The organism is Nostoc sp. FACHB-190 (genome assembly GCF_014696905.1).
Taxonomy (GTDB): Bacteria; Cyanobacteriota; Cyanobacteriia; order Cyanobacteriales; family Nostocaceae; genus Nostoc_B.
Genome location: NZ_JACJQW010000025.1, coordinates 1 through 17248, shown reverse-complemented (window position 1 = coordinate 17248; position 17248 = coordinate 1). Strand labels below are relative to the sequence as shown.

Sequence of the window (17248 nt, the reverse complement as noted above, 5' to 3'; positions counted from 1 at the left end):
CACCAACATAACGTTTATTGGGTTTTTCTAACAACTGGGAATCAAGTCTTGTCATACATCCTTCATGATTCATCAGATCCCCGACTTCTAAAATGGGATTTCCGCGTTGGTATGTAAGTTGAGATTATGAGCGATCGCCCATATTACCCCACAATTAGGGAAAATAATAAATTAAGTGGAGTATTACAATACTCACTACATTTCCAATATTCTTGGATCAAACTTCGAGCGTCCTAAAATTAGATCCCCCCGCCTACGGCGACCCCCTTAAAAAGGGGGTTAAAAAACAATCCTCTACTTTTTAAGGGGATAAATAAAAAAATAGCCCCCCTTTTTAAGGGGGGTTGGGGGGATCTCCTCAACTAAAAAATCATTTCTTCTGGGAAAATATGACTCATCCTTTCCTTGAACGCCTGCGTAGTCCTGATAGCCCGGTGATTGTTTTTGACGGGGCGATGGGGACTAACTTGCAAACCCAAAACCTGACTGCTGAAGATTTCGGTGGCGCACAATATGAAGGTTGTAACGAATATTTAGTTCATTCAAAACCCGAAGCTGTCGCTAAAGTGCATCGTGACTTTCTCGCGGCTGGTGCGGATGTGATTGAAACCGATAGTTTTGGCAGTACCTCGATTGTACTGGCAGAGTATGACTTAGCAGACCAAGCTTACTACCTCAGCAAAACTGCCGCCGAACTCGCCAAGGGTGTGGCGGCGGAATTTTCCACACCTGAAAAACCCCGGTTTGTTGCAGGTTCCATCGGCCCCACCACCAAACTCCCCACCTTGGGACATATTGACTTTGACACTATGAAGGCTTCTTTTGCGGAACAAGCCGAAGCCCTCATGGATGGCGGTGTTGATTTATTGTTGGTTGAAACTTGCCAAGATGTGCTGCAAATCAAAGCTGCACTGAATGGGATAGAAGAAGCCTTTGCCAAGAAAGGCGATCGCATCCCGTTGATGGTATCGGTGACAATGGAAAGCATGGGGACAATGTTGGTAGGTACAGAAATCAATGCTGTCCTGACCATTTTGGAACCATATAAAATCGATATTCTCGGTTTAAACTGCGCCACAGGCCCAGATTTGATGAAACCACACATCAAGTATTTGGCAGAACATTCGCCGTTTGTGGTTTCTTGTATTCCTAACGCGGGTTTACCGGAGAACGTTGGCGGTCAAGCACACTACCGCTTGACACCGCTAGAATTACGGATGGCATTAATGCACTTTGTTGAAGATTTGGGTGTCCAAGTGATCGGGGGTTGCTGTGGGACACGTCCAGAACACATTCAACAACTAGCAGAAATCGCCAAAGAATTAAAGCCAAAAGTTCGACAGCCCAGCCTCGAACCTGCGGCGGCATCAATATATACAACTCAACCTTACACCCAAGACAATTCTTTCTTAATTGTCGGTGAACGTCTCAACGCCAGTGGTTCTAAAAAATGCCGCGACTTACTCAACGCCGAAGACTGGGACGGACTGGTGTCAATGGCACGGGCGCAAGTCAAAGAAGGCGCACATATCCTAGATATCAACGTCGATTATGTGGGGCGTGACGGCGTGAGAGATATGCACGAACTCGTTTCGCGCATCGTGAATAATGTTACCTTACCCTTAATGCTCGACTCCACCGAATGGGAAAAAATGGAGGCGGGGTTAAAGGTAGCGGGTGGTAAATGTTTGTTAAACTCCACCAACTACGAAGACGGCGAACCTCGCTTTTTGAAAGTGCTGGAATTAGCGAAAAAGTACGGCGCGGGTGTAGTCATTGGTACGATTGATGAAGAAGGTATGGCGCGGACGGCGGAGAAAAAATTCCAAATTGCTCAACGTGCCTACCGCCAAGCTGTAGAATACGGCATCCCACCCACAGAAATCTTCTTTGATACTTTAGCCCTACCAATTTCTACGGGGATTGAAGAAGACCGAGAAAACGGCAAAGCCACCATTGCATCTATTCGCCGCATTCGCCAAGAATTACCAGGATGTCATGTAATTTTGGGTGTGTCGAATATTTCCTTTGGACTTTCCGCCGCCGCGCGTATCGTCCTTAACTCCATGTTTCTGCACGAAGCAATGGCGGCGGGAATGGATGCGGCAATTGTTAGCGCCAACAAAATCTTACCACTAGCGAAGATTGAACCCCGTCATCAAGAAGTTTGTCGCCAGTTGATTTACGACGAACGGAAATTTGAGGGTGATGTCTGCGTTTATGACCCCTTGGCCGAACTGACAACCTTATTTGCTGGAGTCAGTGCGAAACGGGAAAAAGGCGTTGATGAAAACCTCCCCATTGAAGAAATTCTCAAACGCCATATCATTGACGGCGAACGCATTGGTTTAGAAAAGCACCTCACCAAAGCCTTAGAAACTTACAAACCACTGGAAATTATCAATACTTTCTTGCTAGATGGGATGAAAGTAGTCGGTGAGTTGTTCGGTTCAGGACAAATGCAGTTACCCTTCGTCTTGCAGTCAGCCGAAACCATGAAAGCGGCGGTAGCTTACCTAGAACCCTTCATGGAAAAATCCGAGGCGGGTAATAATGCCAAAGGCAAGGTGATTATTGCCACAGTTAAAGGTGATGTCCACGACATTGGGAAAAACCTAGTAGATATCATTCTTTCTAACAACGGCTACAAGGTAATTAACCTGGGAATTAAGCAGCCAGTAGAAAACATCATCGAGGCGTACCGTCAACATAAAGCTGATTGTATTGCTATGAGTGGCTTGCTGGTGAAATCCACTGCCTTCATGAAAGAAAACTTGGAAGTATTCAACGAAAAGGGAATTACTGTCCCAGTAATTTTAGGCGGTGCGGCGTTAACTCCCAAGTTTGTCAATAATGATTGCCAAAACACTTACAAAGGTAAAGTGGTTTATGGCAAAGATGCTTTCTCTGACTTGCATTTCATGGATAAATTAATGCCAGCCAAAGCTGCTGGTAATTGGGATGACTTGCAAGGATTTTTGGATGAAGTCAGTGATGAACGAGAAATTACTAACCAAGTCATCACCAAAGACTCCCCACTCCCCATTCCCCATTCCCCACTCCCCATTGATACAAGACGTTCCGAAGCGATCGCAGTAGATATAGAACGTCCCACGCCACCGTTCTGGGGAAGCAAGTTATTACAGCCTGCGGATATTCCTTTAGAAGAATTATTCTGGTATTTGGATTTGCAAGCTTTAATTGCGGGACAATGGCAATTCCGTAAGCCGAAGGAACAATCAAAGGAAGAATATCAGGCGTTCTTAGATGCAAAAGTTTACCCAATTTTAGAAACTTGGAAGCAGTGCATTATTGAGGAGAATTTGTTACATCCTCACGTAATTTACGGTTATTTTCCTTGTCAGTCTGAGGGGAATACGCTGTATGTCTATGAAACGAACCGCCGAGGCGCAGAGGGCGCGGAGGTAAGAACTAGTTTTGAGTTTCCGAGGCAAAAGTCTTCCAAAAGGCTGTGCATTGCAGATTTCTTTGCGCCCAAGGAGTCGGGGATAATTGATGTTTTCCCGATGCAGGCGGTGACTGTGGGTGACATTGCGACAGAATACGCCCAAAAGCTGTTTGCAGATAATCAATACACCGATTATCTCTACTTCCACGGTTTAGCAGTGCAGATGGCTGAGGCTTTAGCGGAGTGGACACACGCTAGAATTCGCCAGGAGTTAGGTTTTACTGCTGAGGAACCTGATAATATTCGGGATATTTTAGCCCAACGCTATCGCGGTTCACGCTATAGTTTTGGCTATCCAGCTTGTCCCAATATGCAAGACCAGTACAAGCAATTGGAGTTGTTAGACACTGGCAGAATTAATCTGTATATGGATGAAAGTGAACAGCTTTATCCTGAACAGTCTACAACGGCAATTATTACCTACCACCCAGTAGCGAAATACTTTAGTGCATAGGTAATTAAGGGTGTGAGGGTATAAGGGTGTGAGGGTGTACTTCGGCTGCACTCAGTAACCAGGGTGAGGTATTCACAACCCTTACACCCCTAAACCCCTACACCCATTCTCTACAGTTAAGAGAATAGTAGGTTGGGTGTAGCGATAGCGTAACCCAACAAAGTATGCGTGAATGTTGGGTTGGTTCCGTTCCTTCACCCTTAAACCTTGAGTACTGACGCAAAAACTCTCTTAAACTCTTATAACTTTGTGTCCTACCCTTCGGGAAGCCACTTCGTGTCTATGCGTCCTTTGCGGTTCGTTTTTCCATAATTTTGCGCCAGTCATAACCTTTTTCCTCCCACATCTGTATTCTGCGGATGAGTAGAATCTGGGGTTGTAGTATTTAGTATGGCGTGCTAAAAGTGTTTAGTTGCATTCTGAATCGGAAGTCACAGCAGTGTCTCTTAAATGTTAATGCTGCACTAACAGTACCTCAAAATTCAATTGAATGCTCTGTAAGGAAACATGGTCAAACCGATGTCTGAAAAGCTTGAAGAACAATCAAAACCAGAAAAACCCGAAAGATCAGAACGATACGAAAGGTCAGAAAGATCCGAAAGATACGAAAGATCCGAAAGATACGAAAGATCCGAAAGATACGACAGCTCAGATAGCTCAGAAAAACCAGAAAAATTTTATCCCACACAACATCTAAAAGTCTATCAAACGAGTGATGCCGGACAGTTAATAATTTGTGAATGTCGTCATTGTTCGACTCCATTATCTATTGATGTGATTTTTCTCACACCACAAAATTCTAAACCTAAACCAAAAAATAAACCTGATACTCAACAAGATGATGTGATGAAATGTCCTAACTGTGGACGTGTCCCTATATTTTTAGAAGGCTGTGCTGTGCAGTCAATTGCCCAACTACCTTCTTCACCGTGGCAATAGTTTTTCTACCCATCATTAACCATCATTGAATTTGTTTGAGGAAATGAGGTAGTAGTGATGGGTATTCCTGTTTATTTGGTAAATAATATAGCAGAAGGCATTTATCCCACTGTTTGCACTGGCTAAAAAATTCTATGATTCCCCAGGAAACTGATACAAAAGCAGCTAATACCTCATCAAAAACATGGCGTGGTTGGCGAGAAAATTTAACTTTAGTAGCGATCGCTTTATTATTGGCAGTATTAATCAGAACTTTTGTGGCGGAACCTCGCTACATCCCTTCTGATTCTATGGTGCCAACTTTATATGAAGGCGATCGCTTGGTGGTCGAAAAAATTTCTTACCATTTTCAACCTCCCGCCACTGGGGATATCGTAGTTTTTCAGGCCCCCGAAGAATTACAGAAACGCGGCTACCCCAAAGACCAAGCTTTTATTAAACGGGTAATTGCTACACCAGGGGAAATTATTAAAGTGGCTGGTGGTAAAGTTTATCTCAATAATCAACCTTTGTCAGAAGATTACATCGCTGAACCAGCAAATCAGCCATTCCCGCCAGTACAGGTTCCACCAGATGAGTTGTTTGTCATGGGAGACAACCGCAACGACAGTAATGATTCCCGTTATTGGGGCTTTCTCCCCAGACAAAATATCATCGGTCGCGCCGTATTTCGCTTTTGGCCTTTACACCGCATTGGGTTTATTTAATCTTAAGTGGGAGTTGGGAGTGGGGAGTGGGGAGTTGGGGGACAAGGGGGACAAGGGGGACACGGGAGACACGGGGGACAAGGGGGACAAGGGGGATACGGAAGCAATCTTTCTACCTTGTCTCCCCCCTCTACCTTGTCTCCCCCCACTCAGCACTCAGCACTCAGCACTCAATAAAAATTACGGAAATTTTCTCTCCCGCACTTCAATAGTGTAATCTTGTACCGCTTGAGTAATTGTTTCCCGCAGGTTGGTGTAGGTTTTAGCAAACGGTGGTTGCTTGGCGGAAAGACCAAGAACATCTGAAGTGACTAACACTTGACCATCGCAGTAGGAACCAGCACCAATCCCAATTGTGGGAATGCTGAGTTTTTCGGTGATTTGCCTTGCCAAATCTGCGGGAATATGCTCTAACACAATGGAGAAGACACCCGCTTGTTCTAAGGCGATCGCTTCATTTAAAATTCTCTCTGCTTGTTCTTCAGTCTTTCCCTGTTGGCGCAAACCTAGTTGATGAACTGATTGCGGTGTCAATCCCACATGACCCATCACCGGGATTCCCGCCTGGACTAGACGTGCTATTGTTTCTACCATCGCTGGATAGCCACCTTCTAGCTTGACTGCTTGCGCTCCAGTTTCTTTCAATATTCTGCCGGCTGAGTGCATAGCTTGAGCAATACTTTCTTGATAAGTCAAGAATGGTAAATCAACCACCACTAAAGCGCGTTTGACACCCCGACGTACTGCTTTAGCATGAAATAGCATTTCCTCTAGGGTAATGGGGAGTGTGGTTTCATAACCTAAAACCACCGCCATCGAGTCTCCGACCAAAATTAAGTCTACACCAGCCGCGTCGATCAGTTGGGCGATCGCATAATCCCAAGCAGTTAACGCTGCGATCGCACGTCCCTGTTGTTTCCATTGAATTAATTGCTGGGTAGTAACTGGCATTTTTGACTGGGGAGTAGGGAGTAGGGAGTAGGGAGTAGGGAGAGGAAACAAGGAATTACTATTCCCCATTCCCAACTCACCACTCCCTCATTTCACTGCACGAGTAAAAGCAAGATGGGGTTTTGCACCACCCATTTTGGGCATTAACCAAGCTAAACCTTCACTAGTGCCGATCCATAATTTATTACTAATATCTGGTACAAGCGCAAGCACTCGACTAGAAGGGAGTCCTGCAACTTGATCTAAAAGTGCGCCTGTGTGTGGATTTAATCGTAACAAACCATTGTTTGTCCCTACCCAAACACTACCATCTTGGGCAAATTTGATTGCTGTGACATTCCGTCCCCGCAATGGAGTCACCGATCGCAATACTTTATCTGTTTTTGGGTCAATTACCAGCAAATTGTTAGCCATTCCCGCCCAAATTAACCCTTCTGGACTAATAGCTAAAGTTTGCACTGTTGTACCTGGTAAACCGTCAATCCGCTTCATAATATAAGCGTTGGTAGTATTTACACGTACCAAACCATCTAAAGTCCCCACCCACAGTTGACCTTCTGCATCTAAAGTTAAGGTGTTGGCGCTGACTCCAGGTAAATTTTTCACTGTCGTCATAATTAAGCCTTGGTCAGGACTAATTAAAGCTAAACCGCTATCAGTACCCACCCACAAGTAACCGCGCTTGTCAACTAACATCGACAACACCCGCTTGGAAGGTAAAAACAAATTCTGCGCTGTAATTTCATTTGTCCGGGGGTCAACTCGCATCAGTCCTTCATAAGTTCCCACCCATAAACGCCCCACTTTGTCTTGAGCTAAAGCACCGATCGCCACATTCGGTAAATTTACCCGCGCTAATATTTTACCTGTCTTGGGGTCAATCCGCGATAATCCCCGCCAATAACCCACCCACAAATTTCCTTTAAAGTCTTTCAGCAAGTTACTGACACGGTAATCTGTTTCTATTGACCTTTCCTCCAGATTTCTCTCGTCTGGTAAAGGTTTAACTTGTGGCGGTGGTGCAGAAGCTGGGTAAGAAGGAGTCACTTGCGATCGCTGAACATCTGGAGTCAGAGTTGATGGATTTTCACTATTGGTTTGCGCCTGGGCTGGATTTGTCATCATTACCAGGCCAATGTTTGGTAAAGTCATCAACCCCAGCAAAATCGAAGTCGTCAAAAAACTTATATGCTTGCGAAACAATACCACGGTGACATTTCCTCAAAAGACAGTAAGTTTAGCCATTACCTAAATTGGCAGGCGGTTAAACTCAGTATTCCCTTTGTTGATATTGTTTAAATCGTCTTCAGGTATTTTTCCCAGAAATTACTGATTAAGAATTTCGGTTTAAGCACTTGAGTCAAGGATGCGATATTTTAAATAATCTAGATTTGTTAAGTATTTTTTACCTTGTTAAAAGCATAATCGCAAAAAATTCTGAGAACCTATTTTTATAATTCCCAAAATTAGGCTGTCAAACATTGATTGTATAGATACAACTTATAATTTTTTTAGCCTGCGTTCGGCTGGGGCTTTGCCGTAGGCTAGGCAGGCTTCGTTCATCTAGACGCGACTTCAGTCGTCCGGCTTATTGTTAATTGATATTTTAAAAAAGCTACGGCGATGCCTACAACAAAGGCATCGCGGATTTTAGATCATCTCTAAAATCCCAAATCGATTTATCGATTTACTGCCGCAGCTTCTCTGGCCGCAGCTGCTTGGTCTGGATGAATACCCAAACGTGTGAGATTAATTCGGCCTTTGCCGTCAATCTCACGCACTTTGACAATCACTTCATCACCAACTGCAACTTCATCTTCGACTTTGCCGACGCGATAATCAGCAAGTTGAGAAATGTGGATCATTCCTTCCTTACCGGGTAAAAACTCCACGAATGCACCAATTGGGATAATTCGCGTAACGCGACCCGCGTAGACATCCCCTTCATGCAGCTTGCGAGTCATTCCTTGGATAATGTTCCGCGCTTTCTTGGCTTTGCTTTCATCGACGGCAGAAATAGTCACTGTACCATCATCTTCAATGTCAATTTTGGCACCAGTTTCTTCTGTAATGCCTTTAATTGTCTTACCACCAGGGCCGATGACTAGACCAATCATGTCTGGGTCAATCTTGATAGTCAGCAGACGTGGTGCGTAGGGTGATGTTTCGGTACGTGGTTGGTCGATGGTTTGCAGCATTTTATCTAAAATGTGCAACCGGGCATCTTTGGCTTGGTGAATGGCTTGGGCTATGGTCTCCAAAGGCAGACCAGAGATTTTCATATCCATTTGTAAGGCTGTAATCCCAGCATCTGTTCCAGCAACTTTGAAGTCCATATCACCTAAAAAGTCTTCAATGCCCTGAATATCAGTCAAAACGCGGACTTCATCACCTTCTTTAATCAGACCCATTGCTGCACCGCTAACGGGTTTGATAATTGGGACACCAGCATCCATCAAGGCGAGGGTAGAACCGCAAACCGAACCCATTGAGGTGGAACCGTTGGAAGAAAGTACTTCGGAAACTACCCGAATTACATAAGGAAATTGTTCTTTGGGTGGCAGAATTGGTAAAATTGCGCGTTCTGCTAAAGCGCCGTGACCAATTTCCCTTCTACCAGGGGCGCGTAATGGTTTGGTTTCGCCGACGGAGAAGGGAGGAAAGTTGTAATGGTGGAGGTAACGTTTAGATTGGTCGGTTTGGAGGTCGTCGTTGAGGTTTTGGGCATCTCCGGGAGTACCAAGGGTACAGTTGGATAATACCTGAGTCAGTCCGCGATTAAATAAACCGCTACCGTGGACTCGTTTTGGTAAGACACTAACTTGACAAGAAACCGGACGGACTTCATCAAGTTTGCGACCATCAACGCGCACGTTGTCTTCAACGATTTGACGGCGCATGAAATATTTGGTGATTTCTTTAAAAGTCTTACCAACTGCTTTGGGGTCAGCAGTAGCCGCAACGCGAACGGGATCTTCTTCTGATAATTCAGCGATCGCAGTTTGGATGGTATCTTTAACTGCATCTAAAGCAGTATCACGCTCAGTTTTAGTAAATGTAAATTGAGACAGAATTTTCTTAATCTCGTCGTTGGCGCGATCGCGGATATAATTTTCCAGGGTTTGGTCTACCTCTGGTGGTGCTTGGTGAATGATTTGCAAACCCAAATCAGCAATGATATCTTGCTGGGCTTTAATTAAATCGCGTACTGCTTCATAGCCAAAATCAATCGCTTCGATAATATCTCGTTCTGGCAACTGATTGGCTCCTGCCTCAATCATGATTACGCCTTCTGGCGAACCAGCTACGATCAAGTCCAGGTCTCCGGCTTCAATTTCTGCATAAGTAGGATTAATAATAAAATCATCTCCTACTAACCCTACCCTTACGGCTGCCATTGGCCCGTTAAAGGGAATTTGGGCAATTAAGGTCGCTATGGAAGCACCAGTAACTGCTAAAACATCAGGTGGCACTAACTCATCCATTGATAATGTTAAAGCCACAACTTGCAGGTCATCCCGCAACCATGAAGGGAACAAAGGACGCAGAGGACGGTCTATGAGACGGCTGGTGAGAATTGCTTTTTCCGGTGGACGACCTTCCCGGCGCATAATCCCACCAGGAATTCTACCTGCTGCATAAAGTCTTTCTTCGTAGTCTACGGTAAGGGGCAGAAAATCAATGCCTTCTCTGGCTTCTGATCGCGTAGCTGTTACCAAAACAGCTGTATCCCCTGATTCTATCAAAACCGACCCACCAGCTTGGGGAGCTAGTAGGCCTAACTTCAGTCGAATATCCCGTCCATCAAAGGATATTGACTTTTCAACTTCTGCCATTCAGTTTTTTTTCCTTCTATGCACGCTATTCTCTCTCTGTGGCAATCCTAACATTTCTGCACTCTGGCTGGCTTCTGTTACATACAAAGATAAACAAGTGATTTGCTGCCAAATTTATTACATATTTGCCTATTAAGCGGCAGTAAATTCGACGGCTTGGCTATCTTTGTGGATTACCACAGGTAGAATATGCCTAATCATACTCAAAAGTTTGAGAAATTGCATGTATGGCAATCTCTGTCATTGCTCAACTACTGGTGGAGGTAAGGTATAAAAAGTAGATTTTTTTACAACTCTGCAACGGAATGGGATCTTTCTTAAATCATTCTTAAATTAGAGAAAAACAATCTCACACCAGCATGTAGCCCTGGTTGTACAATAGTACCAACCTTGGAAATATGGCGGCGATCGCCTCAACAAAATAAATATTAATTCAAATTATTTATAAATAGCAATTTGACTTTTAGCAGATATTGAAATGGCAATTTTTTCTAAACTAAGTAATAATTTGATAATTTAGAATGTTAATTAATTTGCTAATTTGATAGGGCGAAAATCAAAATAATATATAAAAAATTTTAATTTTCAATAATTTAATCTGAGAATAATTCGAGTAATTCACAATGGCGATTTTACACGGTAGCTGGGTAAGAAAAAATCAAAACAGTTGTTTATTTATCTGGGGAGAAACTTGGCGATCGCCGCAAGTAAATTGGGATGTAAATCAATCCTTAGAAATTCCACCACATCCGTTAACAATGACAGCCGTGGAGTTGAGTGAGTGGTTAGCAGGAAGGAATCTGAGAATTGCCAGCACTCAGCCACAGCCAGCACCAACTTCAGGGCGATCGCGCAAAACTCCAAAACCGTCAGAAATCAGCTTACCAAGCCATTCGCAAATTATCGCTTTACGAACTCAGATTAGCGAAACCAAGGAAGATCACAGCTTCAACTTATTACCTTTACATTCTGCCAGCCAAGATTTAAATTCTGACGCTGCACCATATCTCCAACCTTGGCAAGTTGCAGGTTTTTGCCTGAATACCAGCGAAGCAATTCAATTTCTCCAATCTCTTCCTCTCAACATTACTAATGGTGAAGCTGCTTTTTTAGCTGGAGATTTAAGATTTTGGTCACAGGTAGCCCGTTGGAGTTTAGATTTAATTTCCCGTTCTAAATTTTTACCGAATATTCAACACCAAGCGGACGGTACTATATTCGCTAACTGGCAAGTTTTGTTAGACAGTGCGGTAGATGGAACTCGCTTAGAAAAGTTCGCCGCGAAAATGCCTCTAGGTTGTCGGACTTATCAGGAATTTGGGAATGGGGAGTCGGGAGTCGGGAGTGGGGATATATATGTCAATTTACCCGAATCGCCTCAAGAGTTAATTTTAGATTTCCTCAACAGCATCATAGATGTGCAAGTGCGGCAAATGGTGGGTAATCAACCCATCATCGAAACCAGAGTGATGGCGGCTTTACCGTCAGCAATTCGCCAGTGGTTACAAGCTTTAACGGGTGCATCTAGTACCGTGGTTGCAGATGCAATTGGTGTAGAACGCTTAGAAGCGGCGCTGAAAGCTTGGACTTTGCCGTTACAACATCAACTTACAGGAAAGCCCTTATTTCGAACTTGTTTTCAACTATCTTCCCCAGAAGTGGGAGAAACAGAATGGAAACTGGCGTACTTTCTCCAGGCGGCGGATGATCCTGAATTTGTAGTGGATGCAGCAACAATTTGGCAAAATCCCGTTGAAGAATTAATTTATCAAAACCGCACCATTGAAAAACCCCAAGAAACTTTTTTGCGTGGTTTGGGTTTAGCTTCTCGATTATATGGAACAATTACACCCAGCTTAGAAACAGAATATCCCCAATCTTGCCAACTCAACCCCATCCAAGCTTATGAATTTATCAAGTCTGTGGCTTGGAGATTGGAAGATAGCGGTTTGGGTGTAATTCTGCCACCTAGTTTGACAAACCGCGAAGGCTGGGCGAACCGTTTAGGGTTGAAAATTACCGCCGAAACCCCCAAAAAGCAAAAAGAACGCTTGGGTTTACAAAGTTTGCTGAATTTTCAATGGCAATTGGCGATCGGGGGACAGACAATTTCTAAAGCAGAGTTTGACAGACTGGTCGCTTTAAATAGTCCCTTGGTAGAAATTAACGGCGAGTGGGTGGAATTACGTCCCCAAGATATTAAAACAGCCCAGACATTTTTTGCTTCCCGTAAAGAACAAATGGCACTTTCTTTAGAAGATGCCTTACGCCTGAGTACAGGTGATACCCAGGTGATTGAAAAATTACCAGTTGTTAGCTTTGAAGCATCGGGGGCGTTACAAGAATTAATTGGGGCGTTGACAAATAATCAGGAAATTACACCCTTACCCACACCCGCCAGTTTCCAAGGAAAATTGCGTCCCTATCAAGAACGAGGTGCGGCTTGGCTGGCTTTCTTGGAACGTTGGGGTTTAGGCGCGTGTCTCGCCGACGACATGGGACTAGGTAAAACCATTGAGCTTATAGCATTTATTTTATACCTCAAAGAACAAGACGTACTAGAAAAACCCATCTTATTAGTCTGTCCCACTTCTGTGTTAGGCAACTGGGAACGGGAAGTGAGAAAATTTGCCCCCAGCCTGAAAGTTATGCAGTATCACGGTGACAAACGCCCCAAAGGAAAGGCATTTGTTGAAGCCGTAAATAAGCATAATTTAGTTATTACTAGTTATTCTTTAATTCACAGAGATGTGAGATTATTACAGACTGTTTCTTGGCAGATAATTGTCTTAGATGAAGCGCAGAATGTCAAAAATCCTGATGCTAAACAGTCCCAGGCAATTAGACAAATAGAAGCAACATTTCGCATCGCCTTAACAGGCACACCAGTAGAAAATAGATTGCAAGAATTATGGTCGATTTTAGATTTTCTCAACCCTGGTTATTTGGGTAATAAACAATTCTTTCAACGGCGGTTTGCTATGCCGATTGAAAAGTATGGTGATGCGGCTTCTTTAACTCAATTGCGTTCCTTAGTTCAGCCATTTATTTTAAGAAGGTTGAAAACAGACAAAGAAATTATTCAAGACTTGCCGGACAAGCAAGAAATGACAATATTTTGTGGTTTAACTACAGAACAAGCCGCACTTTATCAACAAGCAGTCGATACATCCTTAGTAGAAATAGAATCCGCCGAAGGATTGCAACGCAGAGGTATGATTTTAGCTTTACTAACTAAGCTCAAACAAATTTGTAATCATCCATCCCAGTATTTAAAAGAAAGCACATTAGGAGAACATAATTCTGGTAAATTGCAACGTCTAGAAGAAATGTTAGATGTGGCGATTTCCGAAGGAGATAGGGCGTTAATCTTCACTCAATTTGCGGAATGGGGTAAGTTACTCAAACCCTATTTAGAACAGCAATTAGGCAGAGAAGTTTTCTTTTTATATGGCGGTAGCAGTAAAAAACAACGCGAGGAAATGGTAGACCGATTTCAACATGATCCACAAGGGCCGCCGATAATGATTCTTTCTTTAAAAGCGGGTGGTGTAGGCTTGAATTTAACCCGTGCCAATCATGTATTTCACTTTGATAGATGGTGGAATCCAGCAATTGAAAATCAAGCCACAGACCGAGTATTTCGCATTGGTCAAACGCGAAATGTGCAAGTACATAAATTTGTCTGCACTGGCACTTTAGAAGAAAAAATTCACGACATGATTGAAAGTAAAAAGCAGTTAGCTGAACAAGTCGTGAGTGCTGGAGAAGAATGGTTAACTGAGTTAGATACAGACCAACTGCGAAATTTACTCATCCTTGACCGCAATGCTTTAATTGATGAAGATGCAGAATAAAGCCGAGTATTTTTTAAGTTAATTACTAGAGATGAATGATGACTAGTTACACATTACAAGCAAGCCGGGAATGGTGGTCACAAAGATGGCTAGAATTACTCGATTCTTATCGGTTTAAAAAGCGGTTAGAACGTGCCAGAAATTATGCGCGGCAAGGTAATGTTCTCAGCATTGAATTTAAAGGCGCGAAAGTATTAGCTAAAGTCCAAGGTAGTGAAGTCGAACCTTACACAGTGTCCCTTTCTCTTAACTCTTTTACTGATGAAGAGTGGGGTTATGTCATTGAAACTATGTCTAAAAAAGCATTATTCGCTGCCAAATTATTAGCAGGAGAAATGCCCCAAAATATTGAAGAAGTTTTTACGGCTAATGGTCTTTCGTTATTTCCGTTTACTTTGGGTGATGTTCACAGTAAATGCTCTTGTCCAGATAAAGCTAACCCTTGTAAACACGTTGGCGCAATTTACTATCAATTAGGCGACAGATTTAGTGAAGACCCCTTTGTGCTGTTTCAATTACGCGGTCGGACTAAAGAACAAATTATTCATAACTTACGCCAACTACGCGGCGCTAAACCAAAAGCAAATACACCTGCAACATCAGAGATTCCATACACAATTACTCCTCAGCAACCCGCAGTCAATCTTAATGCTTTTTGGGAATATCATGAGCCTTTAGATTCATCTTTAGTAGTGATTGCGCCTAGTATGGGTGATACAGTCTTAGATGTTTTAGGTGCAATTCCCTTAGCTAAAACTGAAGATGAAGCGGTCAGTGTTAATGCGGGTGATGTGGTCATGAAATATTTAGATGGCGTTTACAAAGATGTTAGCCAAAAAGCGATGTTAGCAGCGATGAATGTGGGTGGTGGTTAAGTTTGTATGTTATTACAGCATGGATATGTATTTAAACTCACATGGAAATTCAAAGCAGAATTATTACAGTAGAACTTGCTGATGGTACTAATATTAAAGTTGAAGCTACACCAATAGGCGATCGCAAACCAAATATTCAAGTTAGACCGTTTAGCGAAGTCACAACCCCCCTAGAAGCTCTTGTAACAGAAATTGCCGAAGTATTAAATAAAGTTAAGCCAGATAAAGCTAGTGTCAAATTTGGCATAGATATTGGCATTGAATCAGGGAAGCTCACACCTATATTAGTGAAAGGTAATGATACAGGTAATCTGGAGATCACTTTAGAATGGAACCACTGTTGAGAATGGTGTAAGGGTTGAGGGGTGAAAAATTCATACACAATTCTTTCCTGGTTGAATTTATTTTTGCGTTCTTTAAGTAATAGCCATTGGTATTTACTCATCACTCATTACTCCTTCCAAAACTGTATGAATAAAAAATGGGTAAATCTTATCAAAGTCAACACCCTACCCTTATACCCTTGCTCAAACCCTTGATTTTTCGTCTTACTGCGTAAGTCCTAATTCAAAGAAAAAGGCTCTTGTCGTAAAACAAGAGCCTTTTAAAAATTCGATTGTCAGTGATGAAAAAAGGACTTCAACTTAGTCGAGGTCATTCATGAACATTACTGGTTCGTTCTCACGGTCGATACCTTTCTCGAAACCACCAGCAGCAGCACGAGCGCGACCCGCGTGCCACAAGTGACCTACTAGGAAGAAGAATCCTAATACGAAGTGAGAAGTAGACAACCATGCACGAGGAGATACATAGTTGAAAGAGTTGATTTCAGTTGCAACACCACCTACAGAGTTCAAAGAACCCAGAGGAGCGTGGGTCATGTATTCAGCAGCGCGGCGAGCTTGCCAAGGCTGAATATCGTTCTTGATTTTGTCTAAGTCCAGACCGTTAGGGCCACGCAGAGGCTCTAACCAGGGGCCTTGGAAATCCCAGAAGCGCATGGTTTCACCACCGAAGATGATTTCACCAGAAGGAGAGCGCATCAAGTATTTACCTAGACCGGTGGGGCCTTGAGCAGAACCAACGTTAGCACCTAAGCGTTGGTCACGAATTAAGAAGGTTAAAGCTTGTGCTTGAGAAGCTTCAGGGCCTGTGGGGCCGAAGAATTCGCTGGGGTAAACGGTGTTGTTGTACCAAACCATACAAGAAGCGATAAAGCCCATTAAGGACAATGCGCCTAAGCTGTAGGAAAGGTAAGCTTCACCAGACCAGATAAAGGCACGACGCGCCCAAGCGAAAGGCTTGGTGAAGATGTGCCAAATACCACCAGAGATACAAATTAATGCAATCCAGATGTGACCGCCAACTACGTCTTCCAAGTTATTAACGCTGACAATCCAACCTTCGCCACCAAAAGGAGCTTTGATCAGATAGCCAAAGATAACTGCTGGGTTGAGTGTTGGGTTTGTAATGACGCGCACATCACCACCACCAGGAGCCCAGGTGTCGTAGAGACCACCGAAGAACATCGCCTTCAGCACTAACAGCAACGCACCAGAACCTAAGATGATCAGGTGGAAGCCGATGATGTTGGTCATCTTGTTTTTGTCTTTCCAGTCATAACCAAAGAAGGAAGAATACTCTTCTAAGGTTTCTGGGCCGCGAACTGCGTGATAGATACCACCAAAACCCAGGACTGCGGAAGAAATTAGGTGGAGTACACCAACTACGAAGTAGGGGAAGGTGTCAATTACTTCACCACCAGCGCCTACACCCCAACCTAAAGTAGCGAGGTGAGGTAGCAGAATTAAGCCCTGTTCGTACATAGGCTTTTCTGGGATAAAGTGAGCAACTTCAAATAATGTCATTGCTCCAGCCCAGAAGACAATTAAGCCAGCATGAGCAACGTGAGCGCCTAGCAGTTTACCAGACAGGTTAATCAAACGAGCGTTACCAGACCACCAAGCAAAACCGGTGGATTCTTGGTCACGACCGCCACCCATAACTGCGGGTCTATTAGAGAGCGTTACCACGAGGTAATACCTCCTCAGGGAATATAAATTGTTCGTGGGGCTGGTCTTGAGGAGCCATCCAAGCGCGGATACCCTCGTTCAGCAAAATGTTTTTGGTATAGAAAGTTTCAAATTCTGGGTCTTCGGC

10 protein-coding genes and 1 pseudogene are annotated in these 17248 nt (G+C 43.5%); 6 read left to right on the top strand and 5 right to left on the bottom strand.

What is annotated here, in order from left to right; all coding sequences use genetic code 11:
- Window positions 1-389: 389 nt before the first annotated feature.
- The 3 genes from metH (at window position 390) to lepB (ending at window position 5569) form a co-directional block, all read left to right on the top strand.
- On the top strand, window positions 390-3923 hold the full coding sequence (gene metH / locus H6G28_RS23560) for a methionine synthase (protein ID WP_190674648.1): 3534 nt from the start codon (window positions 390-392) through the stop codon (window positions 3921-3923).
- 519 nt (window positions 3924-4442) lie between these two features.
- A complete protein-coding gene (locus H6G28_RS23555; RefSeq protein WP_190590886.1) occupies window positions 4443-4862 on the top strand; it encodes a hypothetical protein in 420 nt (139 codons plus the stop codon).
- Between the two features lie 134 nt (window positions 4863-4996).
- The gene (gene lepB / locus H6G28_RS23550; protein ID WP_190674646.1) at window positions 4997-5569 is read left to right on the top strand and encodes a signal peptidase I; all 573 of its coding nucleotides are present in this window, start codon (window positions 4997-4999) and stop codon (window positions 5567-5569) included.
- A 180-nt stretch (window positions 5570-5749) separates the two neighbouring features.
- Here the strand turns inward: lepB and panB are convergent, their stop codons facing one another.
- From panB to H6G28_RS23535, 3 genes are all read right to left on the bottom strand, one after another.
- Entirely contained in the window at window positions 5750-6520 is a 771-nt protein-coding gene (gene panB, locus H6G28_RS23545; protein ID WP_190590882.1) for a 3-methyl-2-oxobutanoate hydroxymethyltransferase, read from the bottom strand.
- Window positions 6521-6607: 87 nt separating this feature from the next.
- Entirely contained in the window at window positions 6608-7729 is a 1122-nt protein-coding gene (locus H6G28_RS23540) for a ligand-binding sensor domain-containing protein (protein WP_190674643.1), read from the bottom strand.
- Between the two features lie 470 nt (window positions 7730-8199).
- Window positions 8200-10356: a polyribonucleotide nucleotidyltransferase gene (locus tag H6G28_RS23535; protein ID WP_190590878.1), complete on the bottom strand. Its 2157-nt coding sequence runs from the start codon at window positions 10354-10356 to the stop codon at window positions 8200-8202.
- 623 nt (window positions 10357-10979) lie between these two features.
- Between H6G28_RS23535 and H6G28_RS23530 the strand changes: the two genes are divergently transcribed.
- From H6G28_RS23530 to H6G28_RS23520, 3 genes are read left to right on the top strand one after another with little or no spacing between them, the layout of a single operon-like run.
- Window positions 10980-14213, top strand: coding sequence for a sll1366 family intein-prone helicase (locus tag H6G28_RS23530; RefSeq protein WP_190674640.1), 3234 nt, complete (start codon window positions 10980-10982; stop codon window positions 14211-14213).
- Between the two features lie 38 nt (window positions 14214-14251).
- The gene (locus H6G28_RS23525) at window positions 14252-15088 is read left to right on the top strand and encodes an SWIM zinc finger family protein (RefSeq protein ID WP_190674637.1); all 837 of its coding nucleotides are present in this window, start codon (window positions 14252-14254) and stop codon (window positions 15086-15088) included.
- A 41-nt stretch (window positions 15089-15129) separates the two neighbouring features.
- Window positions 15130-15432, top strand: coding sequence for a CU044_2847 family protein (locus H6G28_RS23520; RefSeq protein ID WP_190674635.1), 303 nt, complete (start codon window positions 15130-15132; stop codon window positions 15430-15432).
- Between the two features lie 300 nt (window positions 15433-15732).
- Here the strand turns inward: H6G28_RS23520 and psbC are convergent, their stop codons facing one another.
- Both psbC and H6G28_RS23510 read right to left on the bottom strand, forming a co-directional pair.
- Complete coding sequence (psbC, locus tag H6G28_RS23515; RefSeq protein ID WP_190595213.1) at window positions 15733-17121, bottom strand: photosystem II reaction center protein CP43; 1389 nt, start codon at window positions 17119-17121, stop codon at window positions 15733-15735.
- Window positions 17105-17248: pseudogene (locus tag H6G28_RS23510) on the bottom strand (photosystem II D2 protein (photosystem q(a) protein)); the annotation flags it as partial. The gene psbC and the pseudogene H6G28_RS23510, both read right to left, overlap by 17 nt.

Excerpts from the sequence above, each read along its gene's own strand:
- metH (WP_190674648.1), top strand. The coding sequence starts at position 390 with ATGACTCATCCTTTCCTTGAACGCCTGCGTAGTCCTGATAGCCCGGTG.
- H6G28_RS23525 (WP_190674637.1), top strand. The coding sequence starts at position 14,252 with ATGACTAGTTACACATTACAAGCAAGCCGGGAATGGTGGTCACAAAGA.
- H6G28_RS23555 (WP_190590886.1), top strand. The coding sequence starts at position 4,443 with ATGTCTGAAAAGCTTGAAGAACAATCAAAACCAGAAAAACCCGAAAGA.
- H6G28_RS23520 (WP_190674635.1), top strand. The coding sequence starts at position 15,130 with ATGGAAATTCAAAGCAGAATTATTACAGTAGAACTTGCTGATGGTACT.
- H6G28_RS23530 (WP_190674640.1), top strand. The coding sequence starts at position 10,980 with ATGGCGATTTTACACGGTAGCTGGGTAAGAAAAAATCAAAACAGTTGT.
- panB (WP_190590882.1), bottom strand. The coding sequence starts at position 6,520 with ATGCCAGTTACTACCCAGCAATTAATTCAATGGAAACAACAGGGACGT.
- lepB (WP_190674646.1), top strand. The coding sequence starts at position 4,997 with ATGATTCCCCAGGAAACTGATACAAAAGCAGCTAATACCTCATCAAAA.
- H6G28_RS23535 (WP_190590878.1), bottom strand. The coding sequence starts at position 10,356 with ATGGCAGAAGTTGAAAAGTCAATATCCTTTGATGGACGGGATATTCGA.